The sequence below is a fragment of the Pseudomonas sp. Lz4W genome (assembly GCF_000346225.2).
Classification (GTDB): domain Bacteria; phylum Pseudomonadota; class Gammaproteobacteria; order Pseudomonadales; family Pseudomonadaceae; genus Aquipseudomonas; species Aquipseudomonas paraversuta.
In genome coordinates, this window is record NZ_CP017432.1 from 326,328 (window position 1) to 348,385 (window position 22,058).

The 22,058-nt window shown below is 59.4% G+C and carries 21 protein-coding genes; 9 read left to right on the top strand and 12 right to left on the bottom strand.

The window, feature by feature from the left end:
* Positions 1 to 64: 64 nt before the first annotated feature.
* Positions 65 to 910 (top strand): methylenetetrahydrofolate reductase [NAD(P)H], encoded by an 846-nt coding sequence (gene metF, locus B195_RS01560; protein WP_004419648.1) that lies wholly within the window; start codon positions 65 to 67, stop codon positions 908 to 910.
* 320 nt (positions 911 to 1,230) lie between these two features.
* Complete coding sequence (locus B195_RS01565; RefSeq protein WP_004419646.1) at positions 1,231 to 3,087, top strand: DEAD/DEAH box helicase; 1,857 nt, start codon at positions 1,231 to 1,233, stop codon at positions 3,085 to 3,087.
* 245 nt (positions 3,088 to 3,332) lie between these two features.
* Here the strand turns inward: B195_RS01565 and B195_RS01570 are convergent, their stop codons facing one another.
* Positions 3,333 to 3,908, bottom strand: a complete 576-nt coding sequence (locus B195_RS01570) for a YceI family protein (RefSeq protein ID WP_004419644.1) — start codon at positions 3,906 to 3,908, stop codon at positions 3,333 to 3,335.
* A gap of 32 nt (positions 3,909 to 3,940) precedes the next feature.
* Entirely contained in the window at positions 3,941 to 4,492 is a 552-nt protein-coding gene (locus B195_RS01575; protein WP_004419642.1) for a cytochrome b, read from the bottom strand.
* Between the two features lie 287 nt (positions 4,493 to 4,779).
* Here B195_RS01575 and B195_RS01580 point away from each other — a divergent pair, with 287 nt between their 5' ends.
* Entirely contained in the window at positions 4,780 to 6,186 is a 1,407-nt protein-coding gene (locus B195_RS01580) for an adenosylmethionine--8-amino-7-oxononanoate transaminase (RefSeq protein ID WP_004419640.1), read from the top strand.
* Between the two features lie 134 nt (positions 6,187 to 6,320).
* On the top strand, positions 6,321 to 7,040 hold the full coding sequence (locus B195_RS01585) for a 16S rRNA (uracil(1498)-N(3))-methyltransferase (RefSeq protein ID WP_004419638.1): 720 nt from the start codon (positions 6,321 to 6,323) through the stop codon (positions 7,038 to 7,040).
* Between the two features lie 47 nt (positions 7,041 to 7,087).
* Here the strand turns inward: B195_RS01585 and B195_RS01590 are convergent, their stop codons facing one another.
* A complete protein-coding gene (locus B195_RS01590) occupies positions 7,088 to 8,053 on the bottom strand; it encodes a GlxA family transcriptional regulator (RefSeq protein ID WP_004419635.1) in 966 nt (321 codons plus the stop codon).
* A gap of 192 nt (positions 8,054 to 8,245) precedes the next feature.
* On the opposite strand from B195_RS01590, the gene B195_RS01600 reads away from it, so the two are divergent.
* On the top strand, positions 8,246 to 8,887 hold the full coding sequence (locus tag B195_RS01600) for an HD domain-containing protein (protein ID WP_004419632.1): 642 nt from the start codon (positions 8,246 to 8,248) through the stop codon (positions 8,885 to 8,887).
* 30 nt (positions 8,888 to 8,917) lie between these two features.
* Here B195_RS01600 and B195_RS01605 read toward each other — a convergent pair whose 3' ends face one another.
* The 3 genes from B195_RS01605 to B195_RS01615 are packed head-to-tail and all read right to left on the bottom strand — an operon-like array spanning position 8,918 to position 11,461.
* Positions 8,918 to 9,820: a transporter substrate-binding domain-containing protein gene (locus B195_RS01605; RefSeq protein ID WP_004419631.1), complete on the bottom strand. Its 903-nt coding sequence runs from the start codon at positions 9,818 to 9,820 to the stop codon at positions 8,918 to 8,920.
* A 26-nt stretch (positions 9,821 to 9,846) separates the two neighbouring features.
* Positions 9,847 to 10,197, bottom strand: coding sequence for a RidA family protein (locus B195_RS01610; protein ID WP_004419629.1), 351 nt, complete (start codon positions 10,195 to 10,197; stop codon positions 9,847 to 9,849).
* A 31-nt stretch (positions 10,198 to 10,228) separates the two neighbouring features.
* On the bottom strand, positions 10,229 to 11,461 hold the full coding sequence (locus B195_RS01615; RefSeq protein WP_004419628.1) for a D-amino acid dehydrogenase: 1,233 nt from the start codon (positions 11,459 to 11,461) through the stop codon (positions 10,229 to 10,231).
* Between the two features lie 108 nt (positions 11,462 to 11,569).
* On the opposite strand from B195_RS01615, the gene B195_RS01620 reads away from it, so the two are divergent.
* Positions 11,570 to 12,487: a LysR family transcriptional regulator gene (locus B195_RS01620; RefSeq protein WP_004419625.1), complete on the top strand. Its 918-nt coding sequence runs from the start codon at positions 11,570 to 11,572 to the stop codon at positions 12,485 to 12,487.
* A 214-nt stretch (positions 12,488 to 12,701) separates the two neighbouring features.
* Here B195_RS01620 and B195_RS01625 read toward each other — a convergent pair whose 3' ends face one another.
* From B195_RS01625 to B195_RS01635, 3 genes are all read right to left on the bottom strand, one after another.
* Positions 12,702 to 14,693: a pyrroloquinoline quinone-dependent dehydrogenase gene (locus tag B195_RS01625; RefSeq protein ID WP_004419623.1), complete on the bottom strand. Its 1,992-nt coding sequence runs from the start codon at positions 14,691 to 14,693 to the stop codon at positions 12,702 to 12,704.
* Between the two features lies 1 nt (position 14,694).
* Positions 14,695 to 15,066: a hypothetical protein gene (locus B195_RS01630; protein ID WP_004419622.1), complete on the bottom strand. Its 372-nt coding sequence runs from the start codon at positions 15,064 to 15,066 to the stop codon at positions 14,695 to 14,697.
* Positions 15,067 to 15,208: 142 nt separating this feature from the next.
* The gene (locus B195_RS01635) at positions 15,209 to 16,474 is read right to left on the bottom strand and encodes a sodium:proton antiporter (RefSeq protein ID WP_004419620.1); all 1,266 of its coding nucleotides are present in this window, start codon (positions 16,472 to 16,474) and stop codon (positions 15,209 to 15,211) included.
* Positions 16,475 to 16,625: 151 nt separating this feature from the next.
* Here B195_RS01635 and B195_RS01640 point away from each other — a divergent pair, with 151 nt between their 5' ends.
* Positions 16,626 to 17,459, top strand: coding sequence for a DMT family transporter (locus tag B195_RS01640; protein ID WP_004419618.1), 834 nt, complete (start codon positions 16,626 to 16,628; stop codon positions 17,457 to 17,459).
* A gap of 13 nt (positions 17,460 to 17,472) precedes the next feature.
* On the top strand, positions 17,473 to 17,859 hold the full coding sequence (locus tag B195_RS01645) for an MAPEG family protein (RefSeq protein ID WP_004419617.1): 387 nt from the start codon (positions 17,473 to 17,475) through the stop codon (positions 17,857 to 17,859).
* 86 nt (positions 17,860 to 17,945) lie between these two features.
* Here the strand turns inward: B195_RS01645 and B195_RS01650 are convergent, their stop codons facing one another.
* Entirely contained in the window at positions 17,946 to 19,100 is a 1,155-nt protein-coding gene (locus B195_RS01650; protein WP_004419616.1) for a murein transglycosylase A, read from the bottom strand.
* Positions 19,101 to 19,221: 121 nt separating this feature from the next.
* On the opposite strand from B195_RS01650, the gene B195_RS01655 reads away from it, so the two are divergent.
* On the top strand, positions 19,222 to 19,671 hold the full coding sequence (locus B195_RS01655; protein ID WP_004419615.1) for a cytochrome c: 450 nt from the start codon (positions 19,222 to 19,224) through the stop codon (positions 19,669 to 19,671).
* Positions 19,672 to 19,777: 106 nt separating this feature from the next.
* Here B195_RS01655 and B195_RS01660 read toward each other — a convergent pair whose 3' ends face one another.
* Complete coding sequence (locus B195_RS01660; protein ID WP_004419614.1) at positions 19,778 to 20,173, bottom strand: DUF1090 domain-containing protein; 396 nt, start codon at positions 20,171 to 20,173, stop codon at positions 19,778 to 19,780.
* A 67-nt stretch (positions 20,174 to 20,240) separates the two neighbouring features.
* Entirely contained in the window at positions 20,241 to 21,905 is a 1,665-nt protein-coding gene (gene ligB / locus B195_RS01665; protein WP_004419613.1) for an NAD-dependent DNA ligase LigB, read from the bottom strand.
* Between the last annotated feature and the right edge of the window lie 153 nt (positions 21,906 to 22,058).

Consider the following 22,058-nt stretch of genomic DNA (forward strand, 5'->3'; position numbering starts at 1 on the left):
AAGAGCCTGGCGCATCGCCCTCTTGGCGCTTGAAGCTTGTAGCTTGCCGCTGGAGGTTGCCTCCATGTCTCAAGACCGTCGTTACAGCTTCGAGTTCTTCCCGACCAAGACCGATGCTGGACATGAAAAACTGATGAACACGGCTCGCCAGCTGGCGACCTATAACCCGGATTTTTTCTCCTGCACCTATGGTGCCGGTGGCTCCACCCGTGACCGCACGATCAATACCGTGCTGCAACTGGAGAGCGAAGTAAAAGTACCTGCCGCCCCGCATTTGTCATGTGTGGGTGACAGCAAGGCTGACTTGCGCGGCCTGCTGACCCAGTACAAAGCTGCGGGTATCAAGCGCATTGTTGCGCTGCGTGGCGACCTGCCTTCGGGTATGGGCATGGCCAGTGGCGAGCTGCGCCATGCCAATGACCTGGTGAGCTTCATTCGTGAAGAGACCGCTGATCACTTCCATATCGAAGTGGCTGCCTATCCGGAAATGCACCCGCAAGCGCGCAACTTCGAAGACGATATCAACAACTTCGTGCGCAAGGCCCATGCCGGCGCCGATAGCGCAATTACCCAGTACTTCTTCAACGCAGACAGCTACTTCCGTTTTGTCGAGCGTGTGCGGGCGGCTGGCGTCACGATTCCAATCGTGCCGGGCATCATGCCGATCACCAACTACAGCAAGCTGGCGCGCTTCTCGGACGCCTGTGGCGCTGAAATTCCGCGCTGGATTCGCAAACAGCTGGAAGCCTACGGCGACGACATCCAGAGCATTCAGGCATTTGGCGAACAGGTCATCAGCGAAATGTGCGAACGCCTGCTCGACGGCGGCGCCCCGGGCTTGCACTTCTACACCCTGAACCAGGCCGAGCCCAGCCTGGCGATCTGGAACAACCTCAAGCTGCCTCGCTGACACACCCCCCTGCGGGAGCGAGTGTGCTCGCTCCCGCAGGGAATGTGCCGTACAGCTCTGCAAAGCCGTTCAGCAGCATGAAATCGGCGCGCCGTGATTGCTCTGTTATACTCCGGGCTTTCCGCCAGGCTTACGCCCGGCCGCTCGTCCTTGTACAAGGCATTCAACCCGGCTACAGCGCAGCTTTCAGCCAGCGCGAGCAGTTTGAATGAGCCTTCAGGACTGGAGCAGGACCGGACGGGATTGCGTCACCTTAAACGCCATTCACGCCAGGCAAGACTATCCCTTTGGGCCAAGCCCTAACTAGAACAGGATTACTCATGTCCTTTGCTTCCCTCGGTCTCTCCGAGGCTTTAGTCCGCGCCATTGAAGCTGCGGGCTATACCGAGCCTACTCCGGTGCAACAGCGGGCCATTCCCGCCGTGTTGCAAGGTCGCGACCTGATGGTTGCGGCTCAGACAGGTACTGGCAAAACCGGCGGCTTCGCTCTTCCGATTCTGGAAAAGCTGTTTCCCAATGGCCACCCGGACAAATCCCAGCGCCACGGCCCACGCCAACCACGCGTGCTGGTCCTGACCCCTACTCGCGAACTCGCCGCCCAGGTGCATGAGAGCTTCAAGCTCTATGCCCGCGACTTGAAGTTCGTCAGTGCCTGCGTCTTTGGCGGTGTCGGTACGAACCCTCAGGTACAAGCACTGGCCCGCGGTGTCGACGTACTGGTTGCCTGCCCGGGCCGTTTGCTCGACCTGGCCGGCCAAGGCAGCGTTGACCTGTCCCACGTTGAAATTCTGGTGCTCGACGAAGCTGACCGGATGCTCGACATGGGCTTCGTCCATGACGTGAAAAAAGTCCTCGCCCGTCTGCCGTCCAAGCGTCAGAACCTGCTGTTCTCGGCGACGTTCTCCAAGGACATCACCGATCTGGCCGGCAAGCTGCTGCGCAACCCGGAACGCATTGAAGTTACGCCGCCGAACACCACGGTCGAGCGTATCGAACAGCGCGTTTTCCGTCTGCCGGCTACCCACAAGCGTGCCTTGCTGGCGCACTTGATTACCGCAGGCGCCTGGGAACAGGTTCTGGTCTTCACCCGTACCAAGCACGGTGCCAACCGTCTGGCTGAATACCTGGACAAACACGGCCTCAGCGCTGTGGCCATCCACGGTAACAAGAGCCAGAACGCACGGACCAAAGCCCTGGCCGATTTCAAGGCCGGTGCCGTACGCATTCTGGTAGCCACCGATATCGCCGCTCGCGGTCTGGATATCGATCAGCTGCCACACGTGGTCAACTTCGAGCTGCCAAATGTCGATGAAGATTACGTTCACCGTATCGGCCGTACTGGCCGTGCCGGTCGTTCGGGCGAAGCGATCTCGCTGGTCGCTCCGGACGAAGAAAAACTGCTGAAAAGCATTGAGCGCATGACCAAGCAGAAAATCGCCGATGGCGACCTGATGGGTTTTGACTCCAGCACAGTAGAAGCCGAAAAGCCTGAAGTACGTGAGCGTCCGGATGTGCGTAACCCGCGCAACCCGCCTCGCGGTCCACGTGGCGACGGTCCGGGTAACCCGGGCGGTGGCGGTGGTCGTAAAGACAAGGGCAAGGAAAAGAGCAAGGAAAAACCGGCAGCTGCTCGCGGCGAACGTCCTGCCCGTGAGCAAAAGCCACGGGAAGCGCAACCTGCCCGTGAACAGCGTCAGCCTGCTCCGCGTTCGGACGCCAACCGCGCGCCGGACGAGTTCCGTGATGACGACGTAGACAACTTTGGTAACCGCGCTGATTACGTCAGCCCGTACCAGAACAAGAACAACCAGAGCCGTGGTCGCCGTCCGGGCGCACCTGCTGCTGGCACCGGTGCTGCACCTGCCCGTACCGGTGGTGCTTCTCAGGGTCGCCAGAACGGCCCGCGTACCGGCAGCGGCGCCAGCACTGGCACTCCGCCAGCCAAGCGCAGCGGCCCACGCAGTGGTGCTCCGCGTGACGGTCAGGCCCGTCGCGAAAACCGTCCGGCCCGTGACGATGCCCGTCAAGAGCCAGCGGTTAAAGGCCCGCGCGAGAACCAGCCGAAGATCATGCACAAGGAGTCGAAAAGCGATCGCTTCCCGACACCTGAGCAGCTGGATCAATTGCCGAACCGCCCTCGTGGCGAGAAGCCAGCGCTGTTGACTCGCAACCGCTGAGTTAACACCGCCTGAAAAAATGCCCCCGATCGAGAGATCAGGGGCATTTTTTTATGCGCGTCTGGCGAGGGTTCTGCAGGAGCAAGCGCCTTTATTCTCCCCGCCATTGTGGGAGCCGTCTTTCCGGCGAGTGCGTCAACAGGGTTTAACCTGCAGACCGAATGGGTACAGGTTTATTCCGTACACAAAAAAACGCCCCGGCTCTTGCGAGTCGGGGCGTTTTTTTTAGCCGTATGAAAGCGCGATTACTTGGCTTTCACGCCTTCCAGCGAGATGTCCAGGCTCAGAGTCTGGTCCTTGCTTGGGGATTTGATACCGAAGTCCTGCAGGTTGATGGTGGTGGTCGCGTTGAAGCCAGCGCGCTCACCGCCCCATGGATCCTTGCCTTCACCGTTGAACGTGGCCTTGAACGTTACCGGCTTGGTCACGCCGTGCAGGGTCAGGTCGCCGGTCACGTCAGCAGTCGTGTCGCCGGTTGGCACCACTTTGGTCGACTTGAAGGTCGCTTCCGGGTACTTGCTCACGTCCAGGAAATCTTTGCTGGCGATGTGCTTGTCGCGTTCGGCGTGGTTGGAGAACAGGCTTGCGGTTTTCAGGGTAACGTCAATTTTGCTGTCTGCAGGCTTGGCTGCGTCCCACGAAAAGGTGCCGCTCCAGTCCTTGAAAGTACCGTGAATGAAGCTGAAGCCCAGGTGGCTGATTTTCCAGTCGATGAAGGCGTGCTGGCCTTCCTTGTCGATGGTGTAGTCAGCAGCCATGGCCTGGCCGGCAGTCAGCAGGGCAGTACCGAGAGCCAGTGCAGCGAGGGTCTTTTTCAACATGCGTTCTATTCCTTTTGAGTTGAGGTTGAGCATCAGGCTTTGCGTCCCAGCATACGAGTCAGGGTCGCATCACGATCGATAAAGTGGTGTTTCAAGGCGACCAGGCCATGCAAACCGGCAAAAATCACCACGGCCCACGCCAGCCACAGATGCACGACACCGGCCACATCGGCCTGATCGGGCAAGTTGGAAATCAGAGCGGGTACTTCAAACAGGCCGAAAAACGGAATACCGACGCCTTCGGCAGTGGAAATAAGGTAGCCGGCAAACATCACGGCGAACAACCCCAGATACAACAAGCCATGGCCGAGTTTGGCACCAATGCGCGTTGCCCGGCTGTAGCTTTCAAGTGCCGGCGGAGCGGGGCTGATCCAGCGCCATAGCACCCGTAGCAACATCACGGCGAATAGCGTCAGGCCAATGCTTTTATGCAGGTCCGGTGCTTCCTTGCGCCATGGGCTGTAGTAGTCGAGGCCGACCATCCACAACCCCAAGGCAAACAATCCGAACACCGCCAGCGCAACGGACCAATGCATGAAAATACTGACCGCACCATAGCGAGAAGACGAGTTACGTAACTGCATTACCGACATCCTGTGGGAACTTGCGCCTAAGACTAATGATTTACCTATCGAATGAAAGCGCATTTATTTGCTGTAAGGCATCGATAAATGCGATCAGTAGCCTGAGAGTGGAAAGTTAAGCAAACGTTAACGATGTTTTATGTCGCTCTTGTATGCCCGTGAGCGTCTCAAAGTTCAACACCCCGGGCTTTGGTGAATAGTAATGGGTTGTTACACGCACGCGCATTGCATAGGCTTGCGCGATTGTTTGCCCGCACACGCCGGGAGCCAGCGCCAGGAGAGTGGATATGGGCCTGAATAATCAGTGGATGCAGCGTGACCTTGCCGTGTTATGGCACCCCTGCACCCAAATGAAAGATCACGAGCAGCTGCCGCTGATTCCGATCAAGCGCGGCGAAGGCGTATGGCTGGAAGACTTCGAAGGCAAGCGCTACCTGGACGCGGTGAGTTCGTGGTGGGTCAACGTGTTTGGCCATTGCAACCCACGTATCAACCAGCGCATCAAGGATCAGGTCGACCAGCTTGAGCATGTGATTCTTGCCGGCTTCAGCCATCAGCCGGTGATTGAGCTGTCCGAGCGCCTGGTCAAGATGACACCTGAGGGCCTGACCCGCTGCTTCTACGCGGACAACGGATCGTCCTGTATCGAAGTCTCGCTGAAGATGAGCTTTCACTACTGGCTGAACCGTGGCCAGCCGGAAAAAAAGCGTTTCGTGACCCTGACCAACAGCTACCACGGTGAAACCATGGCGGCGATGTCGGTGGGTGACGTGCCGCTGTTCACTGAAACCTACAAAGCGCTGTTGCTCGACACCATTAAAGTGCCGAGCCCCGATTGCTACCTGCGCCCCGAGGGCGTGAGCTGGGAGCAACACTCGCGAACGATGTTTCTGGCCATGGAGCAGACACTCGCCGAGAACCACGACACTGTGGCTGCGGTGATTGTCGAGCCGCTGATTCAGGGCGCGGGCGGCATGCGCATGTACCATCCGGTATACCTGACGCTGCTGCGTGAAGCCTGCGACCGTTATGGCGTACACCTGATCCTCGATGAAATTGCAGTGGGTTTTGGCCGTACCGGCACCATGTTCGCCTGCGAGCAGGCCGGCATCACGCCGGACTTCCTGTGCCTGTCCAAGGCCCTTACCGGCGGCTACTTGCCGCTGGCCGTTTGCGTGACCACCGACGAGGTCTACAGCGCGTTCTACGATGACTATCCGACTCTGCGCGCCTTCCTGCATTCCCACAGTTATACGGGCAACCCGCTGGCTTGCGCGGCCGCTCTGGCGACGCTGGATATCTTCGAGCAGGACAATGTGATCGAGAACAACAAGGCCCTGGCCCAGCGCATGGCCAGTGCGACGGCGCATCTGGTTGACCATCCCCATGTCTCGGAAGTGCGTCAGACGGGTATGGTGCTGGCCATTGAAATGGTCCAGGACAAAGCCAGCAAAACCGCTTACCCATGGCAGGAGCGGCGCGGTTTGAAAGTCTTCCAGCACGCACTGGAGCGCGGCGCCTTGTTGCGCCCATTGGGCAGCGTGGTGTATTTCTTGCCCCCTTACGTGATTACTCCGGAGCAGATCGACTTTCTGGCCGAAGTGGCCAGTGAAGGGATCGACATTGCGACCCGCAGTGATATCAGCGTGGCCGTGCCGTCGAACTTCCATCCCGACTTCCGTGACCCCGGCTAAGCCCTGTTTTGTAGCCGCTGGCGCAGACGGCGACAAGGGCCGAAGGACCTTCGTTTTTAAAACGGGGTCGCTGCGCAACCCATCGCAGCCTGCGGCAGCGGCGACATAAGTCATTTAATTTTCAGAGAACCTACATGAGATTGTCCCGCTTTTTTATCGATGCACCTTTGAGCCTCGGTGAACACGAATTGCCTGAAGCCCAGGCGCATTACATTGGCCGCGTGCTGCGCATGGCCGAGGGCGATGCCCTGCAGGTGTTCGATGGCTCGGGACATGAGTTCACCGGGCGCCTGCTGGAAGTCGGGAAAAAACGGGTGCGGGTGTTGCTCGACGAAAGCTTTGCCGGGCAAATTGAATCGCCACTGGCCATTCATCTCGGCCAGGGTTTGTCCCGTGGCGAGCGCATGGACTGGGCCATTCAGAAGGCCACCGAGCTGGGGGTCAACGAAATTACCCCGATCATGAGCGAGCGCTGTGAAGTGCGGCTCAAGGACGAGCGCGCCGAGAAGCGCCTGTCGCACTGGCGCCAGGTGGCAATCAGCGCGTGCGAGCAATGCGGTCGTTCGCGGGTGCCGGTCATTCACCCGCCGGTGTTGCTCAGTGAGTGGATCAAAACCACCGAGGCTGATCTCAAGCTGGTGCTGCACCCGGTGTCCGAGCCGTTGGCCAGCCACGCCAAACCCGGGCGTCTGGCGTTTCTGATCGGGCCCGAAGGCGGGCTGACCGACAACGAAATCGATCAGGCCCAGGCCTCGGGTTTCCAGCCTGCGCGCCTTGGTCCTCGGGTACTGCGTACCGAAACGGCACCGGTTGTGGCCCTGGCCGTGGCCCAACAGTTGTGGGGCGATTTCTGATTGCGCGCTGATCCCGGTTTTGGCGCGGACAAGCCTGCGCCTGTGGCTTAAACCATCGGTGCAAAATTCATCCGGAACTGCTGGGGCGATACCCCCAGCCGGCGCATAAATACGCTTCGCATATGGTGGGCATCGCGAAAGCCGCATTCGTATGCCACCGTCTTGAGCGCCAGGGTGGCGTTTTCGAGCAGGGCCCGGGCAGCGTCCACCCGGGCTCCTTCCACGAACTGCGCGGGTGTGGTCCCTGTTTCCCGGGCAAATATCCGAGAGAAATTACGTGGGCTCATGGCGGCAGCCTGTGCCAGCTCGGCGATGCTCAGGTCGGTGCGCAGATTCTGCAGCACCAGGCCTTGTACTGCCGCGACCGCTGAAGCGGTATGGGGGGTTGCGGTCAGAAACGGGCTGAACTGCGACTGCCCGCCTGAGCGCTGGGTAAAGACCACCAAGCGTCTGGCCACATTCAGCGCCACCTGCGGGCCGTGATCCTGAGTCAGTACATATAACGACAGATCAATCCCCGCCGTGACCCCGGCCGAGGTGTACAAATTGTCGTCCTGCACATACAGGCGATCCACCTCCAGCACGGCGTCGGGGCACAGACGGGCGAGGGCCGCGACATCACTCCAGTGCGTGGTGACACGGCGCCCGTCCAGCAACCCGGTACGGGCGAGCATCAATGCGCCATTGCAGATCGAGCCATAGCGTCGCGACCGCCGGCATATACCGCGCAGCCAGGTGTAAAACTCCGCGCCGAAATCCTGCCCGGGCAAGGCCGGGCCTCCTGCACATAACACCAGGTCATAGCTGTCTGGTGCTGCAGAAAAATGCCGGTGGGCCTGAATCGACAGCCCGTTCGAGCACCTCAGCAGCCCTGACTCCAGCCCCAGTACGTCAAGCCGGTATTGCTTGTCGGGGGCCAGAAAGGCATTGGCTTCGGCAAACACATCCATGGGACCGGTCACGTCCAGTGCCTGTACGCCAGGAAACACGATCAATGCTACGGTCAGGGTCATCAGAGTCGGCCGTCAGGTGGGTAAGAGATGAAATACCGTAGTCCGCTGATGTGGACAAGCGCCTGCAGGACGATGGCCGGCATTGCAACCTGATTGGCACGAATCGTCACTGTCCGCTGATTGTTGCCATTGGGGTATGCGCCCACACTAAACATCACGGCGCCAACCCGGCGCTCGCTCGAGGAGTTCGCCATGAGTCAGACCATCGCAGGCATCGTCATCCCGGACAGCGCCCTGGCCAAAGCTACCACCGAATACATCCGCGACGTCGAGTCCGATTTGCTCTACAACCACTCGCGCCGGGTATTTTTGTTTGGCGCCCTGAGCGGGCAGCGCCAGCAACTGGCCTATGACCCGGAACTGCTTTATGTGGGGGCGATGTTTCACGACCTGGGGCTGGTCGAAGGCCACCGTACTGAAGACGAGCGCTTTGAAGTGGACAGTGCCAACAATGCCAAAGCCTTTATGAAACCGTTCGGCCTGAGCGATGACGATGTGGAGCAGGTGTGGTTATCCATCGCGTTGCACACCACGCCGGGGGTCACGCAGCACCTGCGCCCGACTGTGGCGCTGGTGACGGCGGGGGTTGAAATGGATGTGCTGGGCATCGACTACGCGGCGTTCCCTGCCGCGCAGCGTGAAGCCGTAGTCCATGCTCACCCGCGGGGCGAAGGTTTCAAAGAGTGCATTCTCTGCGCCTTCGCCAACGGTTTTAAGCATCGTCCGCAAACCACCTTTGGCACGGTTAACGCCGACGTACTGGTGGACTGCGACCCAGGCTTCAAACCGCTGAACTTCGTCGAAATCATCCGTAAATCGCCCTGGGCTTCTTGATCGGGCACAAGATGGAGTGGGGGCCGGCTTCTACTCAACCGGGTCACTCACCGGCGTAGCGATGATCTGTTTCAACTCGGCGGTCATCGGGAATTCGAGATTCAGGCCGTTGGGCGGGATTGGCTGTTCAAACCAGCGCTGGTAGATGCCGGTAATTTCCCCGGACTGGTATAAATCGGCCAGGGTTTTGTTCACCACTGCCAGCAACTGGGGGTCGTCCTTGCGCACCATGCAGCTGTAGATTTCCCGCGATTGCTCGTCGCCCACCACGACCCAGTTGTGCGGGTCGCGGGCTTTGGCGCGTTCGCCGTAAAGCAGCGCGTCGTCCATATAGAACGCCGCAGCCCGGCCGGTCTCCAGCATCTTGAATGCTTCGCCGTGGTCCTTGGCGCTGATCACGTTCATGTTCATCTTGTGGTCAGCGTTATAGCTTTTGATGAAACGTTCGTTGGTGGTGCCGGCGGTGGTCACCACGTTTTTGTCGCGCAAGTCATCAAAGCCTTTGATGCCACTGTCCTTGGCGGTCAGCAGCTGGCCTTTGACGTAAATGAAGCCGTATGAAAACGCCACCTGCTTTTGCCGCTCGGCAGTCACCCCCGTAGACCCGCACTCCAGGTCGACGGTGCCGTTTTGTACCAGCGGGATACGGGTTTGCGAGGTCACCAGGTTGTATTTGACCTTGAGCGGCTGGTCGCCCAACTGCTGCTGAATGCGCTGGACGATCTTGTTCGCCAGCTCCACCGAATAGCCCATGGGCTTGCCGCTGTTGTCGCCCACATACGAAAACGGCACTGAGGCGTCGCGATAACCCAGGGTAATGCTTCCCGAGTCGGCAATTTTCTTCAGCGTGCCCTGTAATGGCGCTTCGCTGGCGTGCAGTGAGTGGCTGAGCAACAGACCCAGCGTACAACTGATCAAAGTGAGTTTTTTCATCTTCTTGTTCTCCGGTTGCAAACAGGTCAGTGACGAACGGCAATCACGCTGATTTCTACCAGCACCTGAGGCCGCGCCAGTTCGGCTTGCAGCGTGGTGCGTGTCGGCGCCTTGCCCGCCGAGAGCCAGGCTGACCACACGGCATTCATGGCCGCAAAGTCGCGCTCGATGTTTTGCAGGTAAATCGTGGCGTTGAGGATGTGGTCTTTGTCACTGCCGGTCTCGGCCAGCAATGCGTCGATCTTGGCGAGAACTTCCTGAGTCTGCGCAGAAATATCTGTGCTTTGGGTGGGAACCTGTCCCGACAAAAATACCAGCGCCTCGAAGGTCGCAGCGGCGCTTAAACGGTCATTGCTGTTGAGGCGGTGAATCGTCATCGGGGATTTCCTTGTACGTTGAGTTAGATATTCAGGCGCAGAGACCCTGCATGTCGATGGCGGGTTTACGTTGTCCGATCAGGTCGCTTAACAGGCGCGCGCTGCCGCAGGCCAGGGTGAAGCCCAGGGCTCCGTGGCCGAGGTTGAGCCACAGGTTGCGATATCCGCTGGCACCGAGGACAGGCACGCCTCCAGGTGTTGCAGGACGCATGCCGGCCCATTCGATGGCGTCGTGATAGTTGCCGGCATCCGGGAAGGTGCTGGCGGCCAGTTGGCGCATTTGTGTCAGACGCTTGGGGTCCAGGGAAGTATCGAAACCGACGATGTCGACCATGGCCGCAATTCTCAACTGCTCGCCAATGCGGGCGTAGACGATTTTACGGTCGTAATCGGTGATGCTCACATTCGGCGCTTTTTGCGGGTCGCTCAGGGGCAGGGTCAGGCTGTAGCCCTTGAGCGGGTAAAGCGGCAAATTCAACCCCGGCAATCTCAGGGCCGGACTGGTGTGTCCTGCTGAGAGCACCAGTTGATCCACTGGCAAATGCTCATCGCCCATTTGCACGGCACTGACTGCGCCGTTGGCGTGATGGATACGGGTGACGGTTTTACCCAGCAAAAAGGTGCAACGGCCGCTGGCTTGCAAACGGGCGACCAGTTGCTGGCAGAAAGCATGGCAATCACCCACTTCCTCGTCGGGGGTATAGATGCCGCCGATAAACGCCGAGTCCTTCAGGCCTGGTTCAAGGGTTGCGCATTCGCTGGCAGACAGTGCTTGTTGAAATGGGCTGTGGGCAACTCTGGCCCGCGCCTTGTCGAAGCTTTCCGGGTTGCGGAAGGTCACCAGCTTGCCGTTGCGCCGCCACTCAAAACCGCTCAATTGATCTTCTTCACGCCACTGCTGCAAGGTGGCCTGACTCAGGAGCGCCAAGCGCAGCAAGTGCGCTGCATTGCGCTGATTCACCGAGCCCCGGCAGGCGGCGATAAATGACGCCATCCAGCGCCATTGGGCCGGGTCCATGCGGGGCCGCAACTTGAGTGGCGAGTCGCCGCGCAACATCCAGCCCATCGCTTGCCAGGGCACCCCGGCATCGGCCAGCGGTGCCACATAGCGATAGGAAAGCTGGCCGCCATTGGCGAAGCTGGTCTGGCTGGCGAGCGTGGGCCGGGCTTCGATCAGGCTCACTGAAAATCCGTCGCGCACCAGCGCATACGCGGTTGCCAGCCCGATAACGCCACCACCGATGATGCAAACCCGCTGTCCCATGTCAGTCCTTAGCCCAATGTTGTTCGGGCTCAGATTAGGGGTAGGTGACAGAGGCTGAACAATGAATAAAGATGCCTTACCCATAAACAAAGGTTATGGACTACCGCCATGCGTTTGCGACATATCGAAATCTTTCAGGCCATCCGTCAAACCGGCTCAGTGAGTGCTGCCGCGCAACTGCTGCATGTCTCGCAACCGGCGGTGAGCAAGGTGCTGCAGCACGCAGAGCTGCAACTGGGGTTCCCGCTGTTTTTGCGGGTACGCGGCAAACTGCAGCCCACCCCTGAAGCCCTGCTGCTGGAACGCGAAGTCGAGAAGGTCAGCGAGAGCCTGCAAGGGGTACAGCGACTGGCCGAAAGCCTGCGCCGTGCCCCCGGGCACCGCTTGCGCATCGGCAGTACGCCGGCATTGGCGCTGTCGCTATTGCCGCCGGTGATCAGCGAGTGGACCCGGCGCTACCCGGATATCAGTTGCGAACTGGCCAGTGCCCATAGCCGGGAGCTGGTGCAGAACCTGTTGATGCGCGAGCTGGACGTGGCCCTGACATTCAAGCTGCCTGACCATCCAGGGCTCAAGGCCCAGGCATTGGCCCACGGCGTATTGGTGGCGTTGGCGCCGCGGGGTTACTGGCCGGATGAGAGTGAGGGAGAACCGCTGGCGCTGCATGAACTGGCAGATGCGCCGTTGATCGGCCTGAGCAATGCCGACCCGTTATTCGCGCGTCTGGACAGTTATCTGAAAACCATTGAGCCGCCGCCGCGTATCAGCATTGCGGTGCAAACCTATTCTCTGGCGCGGGCGATGGTGGAGTCGGGAGCGGGGCTGGCGGTGATTGACCCGTTCACGGCGCTGGGTGCTTCGCGGGCGAGCACCCTGATTCGTCCGCTGAGTCCAGCATTGCCGATTACCCTGTATGCACTGACCCGTGCCGATGAAGCACCGGCGCATACGCTGGAGGGGTTGCTGGAACTGTTCGCCGGACGGGCCGGCGAACAGTTGCAGCGGTTGATGGGAGGAAACACATAACCTGTGGGATCCAGCTCCCACAGGGCCCGATCAGAGCCTGTGGTAGCCCGGTGTTGACCAGTACTTTTGGTGGTGTTGGCGCTGCGGGGCCGGGGAACGGTTGCAGCGGTTGATGGAGGGAAACACATAACCTGTGGGAGCCGGCTTGCCGGCGATAGCATCGCTGGCAAGCCAGCTCCCAAAGGGCTCGGTCAGAGCGTGTGGGAGCCCGGCATCATTTCGGCAGTGCGTAGACCACCACTTGATCGCCCACCTGATCTTTCATGATGGAGTTGCCGCCCGCGACAAACGCCACATATTGCCGGCCCTTGTACTCATACACCGCGGGGTTGGCGACAGCAGGTGCCATGACGTTATCCGACCACAGTTCCTTGCCGTCATCCAGGGAGTAGGCGCGCACCTTGGCATCCATCGAGGCACCAATGAACACCACGCCACCGGCCGTGATTGCCGGCCCGCCGATGGTAGGTGAGCCCATGCTTTCAGGCATGTACCAGCCATATTGCTGCACCGCGCCCATCGGACGACGCCATTTCACGTCACCGGTGTGCATGTCGATGGCGACGATTTCACCGAAAGGCGGCGCCCAGCACGGCATGCCGGCCCAGTTCTGCGCATTGAGCAAGGACATGCCATAGGGTGCGCCGATCTGCGGATAGAAGCCGTTTTCGTTGCCTGCTTCCTTGGGTTGTTTGTCATAGGAGGCGCGATCCCACAGCTTGATCATCTGCACGATGTGCGAGGTGTTAACCACTGCCACCTGGCTGACCGGATCGAAGGCTACGCCACCCCATTGCACGCCACCGGCGCTGTCCGGGTAGGCCAGTACGCCGTTACCTTTGGTGGAAGGTGGCGAGTACATGCCGTTGTATTCCAGGCCGTCCCACATTTTCGAACACTGGCCAAAGCCGACAATATCGGCGATTTTCCAGATTGCGGGCTTCTTGGACTGGTCCAGCAACGGAGCAGGTTTGGTCGGGAAGGGCTGCGTGGGTGAGTAGACTTCGCCATCGGCATCGCCTTTTGGCACCGGCCGCTCTTCAATCGGCCACACGTCTTCACCGGTACGACGGTCAACGGTGAACAGAAAGCCCATTTTGGTAGCTTGAACCAGCGCGGCTACAGGTTTGCCATCGACGGTGATGTCCATCAGGGTCGGGGCCGAGTTGATATCGTAGTCCCACAAATCGTGGTGAACCCACTGACGGGACCATACGACCTTGCCCGTATTGATATCCAGCGCGGTTGTTGAGGTACCCAAAGGAATCGCTTTTGGCCGGTTGCCGCCCCAGTAGTTGGGTGAAGGCGAGGAGACCGGGATGTACAGCAGGCCGAGTGCCGCGTCATAGGACATGGCGGTCCAGATATTGGCGGTGCCGGTATTGCCGGCCTCATCATCGGGAATCGGTTTGAATTCCCACTCCAGCTCGCCGGTACGGGCGTTGAGAGCAAACAGCGAGCCTGGTGATTCGACTTCGTACTCCCAGTCCTTGCCGGCCCAGCCGACGATCAGCTTGTCACCGATAACGGTCGGCGGCTGCAGGACCGACAGCGGCCATTTGGCGTTGAGCTTGTTCCACTGGTTGATATCAACCACGCCGTTTTTGCCAAAGTTTTCGCATGGCTTGCCGGTGTCGGCATCCACTGCAAACAACTGGGCTGTCATATTCCCCAGGTACACGACTTTCTGACAGGCAACCCCGGGTTGCGGGTTTTTTTCCTGCCAGTAGGCTACGCCACGGGATTTCAAGGCCGGCTGGGTGAGGGCCTCCAGCGGGGACTTGGTGTCATAACTCCACTTTTCTTTACCCGTCTCAGGCTCAAGGGCAATGATCCGGTAAAAAGGCGTGCCGACGTACAGCGTGTCATTGGCAAAGATCGGGGTGGCGGACCATACAGTGGCAGGGGTTTTACCGGTCCCGTCCGACATGTCGCCGGTGAAATACTGCCAGACCTTGGTCAGTTTTCCGACGTTGTCCTTGTTGATCTGGTTCAGCGGCGAATATTTTTGCGAGCTTAACTGGCCATGGAACGAGTCCCACTCCTTGCCATTGGGCACGGGTATTCTGGCGTCTTCGGCGGAGATACTGGATGGCGCCAGCAGGGGCGTGGGCACTATGTAAGCGGTGTCAGCGTGTGCGGTTGAAATACCCGCGAGCATGCAGATGACCGGTGCCGTGAAAAGACGTTTTTTTACTTTATCCATGTCACGCGCTCCTTGTTGGCTTGCCGCAAAAAGTTTCGATGACCACCCCTGCGGCGCACACCACCAGCACCAGAGCTGTCCACCAGCCATGCAAGAGGACCGCGCCAAACAGCGTCCCGATGACCGCGAGCCAGCTAAGAACAACGAAGAAACTTCTTAGTCCCCCGAATTCATGCTTGATCAGCAACAGGCCAAGAATGAACAGAACGAATTCGCCCAGCATCGTTACCATCGCGCCGCCGGAGTCAGTCACGCCCGACAGTGGCGTAAAAAATCGCCATGCCGTAATGGCCAGGGCGATCAGTGCGGTGATAACTATGATGTAGGCGCCTGTATGGCGCCTGGGCGGTGCATAGCCAGCAGAAGTACTCATCCCTTTCTCCTTTACGTTTTATGCTCTCAGGCATTAGGAAAAAGAGTGTAGCCAAGCTGGCAGGAAACGCCGGGACGAGGTGCCCCGGCAGTTTCGCAGTCGCTACCGGGGGGGCGGTGGCAGCGAGATTGCGGGCTTCAGATCAATGCGCGGGATCCGTCTCGACCGGAGCCGGTGCATCTTTGGTCACATGCTTGACCAGTTTGCCGATGGTCAAACCCTGGAACAGGATCGACGACAGCACCACGATGTAGGTAATACTCAGGATCAGGTCGCGTTCCGGCCCCAGTGGCAAGGCCAGAGCCAGGGCTACCGAAACCCCGCCGCGCAAACCACCCCAGGTCAGGATGCGGATGGTGCCGCGGGGCACCGTACGCCAGCGGCGCAGCAGCACAATGGCCGGGGCCACGGTCAACAGGCGCGAGAGCAGGATGGCCAGGGCCAGCACGCTCGCTGCCAGCAAGTGCAACCATGAGAACGGCAGCAACAGCAGTTCCATGCCGATCAGGGCAAACAGCAGCGCGTTGAGCATGTCATCGAGCAACTCCCAAAAACCGTCCATGTAGCGCCGGGTCATCTCGTTCATGGCCTTGTTGCGGCCCAGATTACCGATGATCAGACCGGCGACCACCATCGCAATGGGTGCCGAGACATGCAGCTCGCTGGCCATGGCGGAGCCGCCGATCACCAGCGCCAGGGTCAGCATCACTTCGATCTGGTATTGCTCGATGCTTTTGATCATTCGATAGACCAGATAGCCGATCAAACCGCCAAACACCACGCCGCCAATGGCTTCATGGGCAAACAGCATCGCGGTGGCGCCCAGGCTCGGGGTTTCGCCCAGTTGCACAATGCCCAGCAATACGGTGAACACCACAACGGCGGTGCCGTCATTGAACAGCGATTCACCGACAATCGTGGTTTTCAGCGGTTTGGATGCGTTGGCGGTACGCAGCACGCCAAGCACGGCGATCGGATCAGTGGGCGAAATCAGGGCGCCGAACAGCAGACAATACAGGAAGCTGATATGCCATCCAAACAGGCCAAAGATCCAGTACGCCAGGCTGCCGATCACGGTGGTGGCAATCAGCACACCGACGGTGGCCAGCAGGCCGATGGGCCAGCGGTAGCTGCGTACGTCGTTGAAGTTTACGTGCAAGGCGCCGGCAAACAGCAGGAAGGAAAGCATCCAGTTCATCAGCAGATCGCCGAAATCGATCTGGCCGATCAACTCCTGCACGCGATCTTCGAGACCGGGATAGCCAATAAAGCTCAAGCCTTGCAACAGCAGGGAAAACATGAGGGCGGTGACCATCACACCAATGGTTGGCGGCAGGCCGATGAAACGGAAGTTCACGTATGTCAGCAGTGAGGTCAGGCAGATAAACGCAGCAACAAGTTCAAGCATCCGGGATCCTGTAGTGGCGGGAGTCAGTGGAGACCCTGATCGGGTCAGGTCTTGTTTGATGAAAAAGCAGACGGCAGCGACACATATTCGCGGCACAGTCATGAATACCGTATAAAAAAGATGCCGATCCATAAAAATAAAGGAGGTAACGGTGCTGGCAACCACGTTGGTGCTGATCGCGGCTGTGTTACATGCGATCTGGAATACCCTGATTAAGTTCAGTGGCGAGCGTTTGCTGGTGATCGCGTGCATGGACACGGTTGCGCTGCTTCTGGTTGTTGCGCTGGTGGGGTTTGTGGCATTTCCGCCCATGGACATCTGGCCGTGGATTTTGGCATCTGCCGTATTCGAACTGCTTTACCGGGTGCTGTTGATTCGCGCCTATCGGGTGGGTGATCTGGGATTAGTCTATCCGCTGATGCGCGGGCTTTCGCCACTGGTGGTGCTGGCGTTGACCCTGACGTTTGCCGGCGAAGCCCTTACCGGTCAGCAAATCATCGGTATCCTGCTGATCCCGTGCGGCATGGCCTGCCTGCTGTGGCAGGGCGGTGGCGGTGATCGGTTGCCTTGGTCGCTGCTGCCAGTGGTTGCACTGATTGGCCTGTGCATCGGCTGCTATACCTTCCTGGATGGTCAGGCCCTGCGGCGCTGGTCGCACCCGCTGGATTATCTGGTTTGGGTAACCCTGATCAGCGCCTGGCCGTTCCCGTTGCTGGCGCTGACCCGCAGGCGTACCGCGTTTACCCTGTTCTGGCGTACGCAATGGCGTTTGGGGGTGGCAGTAGGGATTTGTGTGCTGGCCAGCTATGGCCTGGTGTTGTGGGCCATGCAGCTGGGCTCGATTGCCGAGGCCGCGGCATTGCGTGAAGTCAGTGTGATTCTGGTGGTGCTGTTCGGTATGCGTTACCTCAAAGAACCTTTTGGTGGGCCGAGGCTCTTAGCCTGTGGGCTGGTGCTGATCGGCATGCTCGTGATGAAACTCTAAAAAGGAAATTCCAATGACGGTTGCCTTCTGGTGTGTACTGATTGCCCTTTGCCTGCCCTATGTCTGTACCGCCTTTGCCAAGTTCAGCGACGGCAAGTTCGGGCCGCGGCAGAACCATGATCCACGGACGTTTCTCGACGGTCTGCAAGGATTTGCCAAGCGCGCCCATAGCGCCCAGCTCAACAGCTTTGAAGTGACCCCGGCGTTTGCCGCCGCGGTGATCATTGCCGATATCGTGGGCAATGCGCAGCCCGTGACCATCGACGTGCTGGCGGTGCTGTTTGTTACCAGCCGCCTGCTGTACATCATCTGTTATCTGGCCGACTGGGCCATGATGCGTTCGGTGGTCTGGTTTATCGGCATGGGGCTGGTGGTCAGCTTCTTTTTTGTGTCGATGTGAGTTCAGGCTGAAAATGCAGGAGCGAGCTGTTCGCGATCACGGGATCATATTGAAGCGCCCGCGAGCAAGCTCGCTCCTGCACCAGGTTACTGTGGCAACGCCGCGCCTTTAGGCCACAGCAGCCAGATATTGCCCTTTTGCTTCATGTCGCCGGCTATTTGCCCGGCCAGGGGGCCGGTGCCGACGAAGAAGTCCGCGCGAACCTCACCGGCAATTGCACCGCCGGTGTCCTGGGCCGCAACCGGCCGGACTATGGGTTGGCCGTCGGCCTGGGTGGTCGACAACCACAGCAGGCTGCCCAGCGGAATGACCTTGCGATCCACCGCCACGCTATAGCCGGCCGTGAGCGGCACGTTCAGTGAGCCACGCGGGCCTTCGTTGCTGTCGGGGTTCTGGGTGAAAAATACATAACTCGGATTGCTGGCCAGCATCTCGTGAACGCGCTCCGGGTGCGCCATTGCCCAGGCGTGAATGGTACCCATGGTCACGTCTTCTTTTTTCAGCTCGCCTTGCTCTACCAGCCAGCGGCCAATGGGTTTGTACGGATGACCGTTCTGGTCGGCATAGCCGATGCGCAGCTGGCGACCATCGTCGAGCTGCACTCGGCCCGAGCCCTGGATCTGCAGGAACTGCAGGTCCATCGGATCAGTGAGCCACGCCAGCACCGGTGCGTTCAGACCTTTGCTGTTGATGGTTTCGGCGGTGTCGTAAGGCTTGAGTACGCGGCCTTCAAGGCGACCGCGCAGGCGCTTGCCCTTCAGTTCGGGGTAGATACTGTCCAGATTCACCACAATCAGGTCGGACGGAATGCCATAGATCGGCACATTCGCGGCCTGGGTGGGTTTCAGGCTTCCGGGGTAAACCGGTTCGTAATACCCGGTGATCAGCCCGTCACTGCTGCCTTCGGCCGAGCGCAGGCTGTACACATCGAGATGGGTCTGCAGAAAGCTGCTGATTTGCTCTACGCTCGGGCTGGCAGTCAGCTTGGCGGCATCGCTGCACACGCTTCCCCAGTTAGGGTCGGCCTTGAGTCGGGTACAGGCACTGCGCCATGAGGCAAACCCGCTTTGCAGGTCGCTGCCTGTCACTTGCGGCAGGGCACTCCATTCAGCTTTGCTGTAAGTGGTGTGGGGCTCCGGTTTGGTGCTGCCCTTGTCAGCATCCTTGTCGGTGCCATTGCATCCGGCCAGTAACATGACAACGGGCAGTGCCCAGGCCAGAGGCTTGAAAAATTTACTCATCAGCAGGTTCCTTCGAGATTTGCCGAGTGACCTTCAAGGCAAACCCTATATTCAATAGGGCTATTGGTCTTTGTGTGTGACGCGAGGATACTGGCGGCCGATTCCCGTGACGTGAGCCACCATGATTGTTAAACGACTGACTGTTGTATTACTGGCCTGCCTGACGTTATCGGCGTGTGGCGGGGTTGATCCCGATTCGCCGCTGGGCCAGCGTAAAGCGATTTTCAAGCAAATGCTCAAGACCAGTGAAGACCTGGGCGGCATGTTGCGTGGCAGGATCGCCTTTGACGGACCACGCTTTGCCGAGGGTGCAGTCAAGCTCGATGCCCTGGCTTACGAGCCGTGGAAGCATTTTCCTCAGGTGAAGGAATCCGATCAAACCAGCGCCACCGACGATGTCTGGCAAAAACAGGCACGTTTTCAGGAGTTGGCTCGCCAGTTGGAAGCTGCCACAGGCGAGCTGGTTGTCGCTAGCCGGATACAACCCTATAAAGCCAGCAACCTGACCCCTGCAATGCAAAAGGTCGAAGACACCTGCAGTGCGTGTCACAAGGAATTTCGTAATCACTGAGTGAACCGCAACTGCAATCCGTCCTGCAGGAACGAGCTGTTCGCGATCACGCAGTCACGTGATCATGTTGAAGAGCTCGCGAGCAAGCTCGCTCCTGCAGAGGGGCTTATTTATCCAGCTGATCCAGCGCCTCTTGCAGCTCTTTGCGCGACTCGGCCAGTTTGGTTTTGCGCTTGTCGATTTTTTCCGGATCGCCTTTCTTCATGGCTTTGTCCAGGTCGGCCTGGCGCTGGCTGACTTCGTGCTTGGCTTCCAGCACCTTGTTCTCGCGTTCTTTCTTCAGGCCCGCGTCGGTGCAATGTTCAGTGACTTCGCTCAGGGCTTTTTCCAGGCCGGCAATCTGGCCGGAATTGTTGTGGGCGCGAGCTTGTTCAAGCTGCAGGCTGATGGCCTGTTTCTTGGCTGCGCAGCCCGTCAGTTCCGGCGCAGGCTCTGCGGCCATCAGCGGAGCAGCCAGCAGGCTGCAGACAGTTAACAGGGCGAGCGGGGAAAGAAGTTTCATAAAGAGCTCCATGACAAAAGATGACAATAAACACAATTTTCAAAAGTAATGCTGCGGCCTGGGGTTTCTAGTCGAAACCGGCAATACCGGCAGCGCGTAATTCTTCACTCAAAGCCTGCACGTTCGGATCGCGAAAAAAAGAACTCAACTGCACCGCGCGACTGGCTCCAATGCCTGGTTGTGCCTGCCAGGCCAAGGTGTCACGTGCCGCCAGCGCTTGCCACGACTGGCCCAACGGCGCGTCTGCAGTCGGCGGCAGGCCAATGGCCCGCAGCCAGCGTTCGAACGGTTGTAACCGGGCTGCATGCAAACTGCCGAGCAAGCGGGCGGTGCTACGCTCGCCCAAGCCATCAATGTTAGCAAGCTGCGCGGCATCCAGGGTCAACCAATCGGTCAGGTTGTTGATTCGCCCTGCCTGAAGCAATGCATTCCAGGTTCCGGGGCCGACATGTTGCATGGCCAGACCTTTTTTACCGCTCAGCCAGCTCAAACGGGCCAAAAACTGGCCCTCGCAGCCTGGTGACAGCTGCCAGCAACTGAGGCCGTGGAAATTATCGGGATCGGGTGCCTGCACTTCAACCCTTTTACTGGTACGAAATACGACACTGTCCAGTCGCGGGATGGTCATGCCTGCCAGGCTGATGGCCACGTGATCCCCGGGGCGGATGTCCAGGGCCTGCCAGCGCTTGAAGGAACCGGCACTGATGCGTTTGATGGTGCGGTCGTCGAGGCGCACCGGGATCAATTCCAGCATCGGGGTTATGCGTCCGGTGCGGCCAATTTTGAAGGTCACCTTGCGAACTTCGCCCAGGGCTTGAGCGTGCGGGTATTTCCAGGCGGCAGCCCAGTTCGGCGGTTTTGCCTGCCAGCGTTCAGCCGCAGGGCGCCGGCTCTGGCGCAGCACCAGACCGTCGCTGGCGAACGGTAGCGGGTTGTTGTACCAGTGTTCGCGCCACTGCCGGGCCTGTTCGAAACTCTCTATCGGCTGGCTCAAGGCCTGGCTGTCGGCAAAACCCAGGGTGCTCAGTCGGGCGAGCCGCCCGTCCTGGGTGTCGGGGCCTTCAGGCCAGTCCCAGACAAACAGGCCGATGCCTTGCCCTTGCCCGGCACTCAATTGATGACGCGCCATAAGGCCGGCGACCGTGCTGCGGGCATTCACGCCGCCGGATCTGGCCTGGATATGTCCGGGCAGCCGCCAGTACAGTTCGCCTTGCAGCACGATATCCACAGGTTGCAGCAATTGCTGGGGGATGGCGCTGATGGCCCGTGCCGCCCGGTTCCAGTTTTGCCCGGTTTGCCCGTCTCCCCGGCTGATCACCTGGTGCAGTTGCCCTTGTCGATACACCAGGGTGACGGCTACGCCATCGACCTTGGGCTGAACCCAGAGCTCCTGGCGCCCCTGGATCCACTGTTTGACGGCCTTCTCATCGGGCAGTTTCAGCAGGCCGGTATGGGTCACGGGGTGAGGCACACTGCCGCCCGCGGTTTTTAGCGGGTTATCCACAACAGCAAATTTGAAACAGTGCTGCCAGCCTTCAAAGCGCGTGCGGGACTGGTCGTAAACCGCGTCGCTGACCTGTGAGATACCCAGGCGGTGATAGCTGTCGTCCCAGGTTTCCAGCTGTTGCTGCAGAGCCTGGTATCGAGCCCGGTCGGGGCAGGTGTCAGCCAGTGCGTTGAGTGCCAGTAGCGCGAGCCAGAACCCGCAGATAAATCGAAGTGAGGCGAGCATCATGAGCGTCCTTGCCCGGGGTGAATGCTTAAGCCTAGTGAAGGTATTTTGCGTCTCGCACCAGGAGCTTTGCCGGGTATTTCAAACGAACCGGCTCCCGCGTGCAGATAACAAAAAGCCCCGGGCAGTCACCTGTCCGGGGCTTTTGGTACA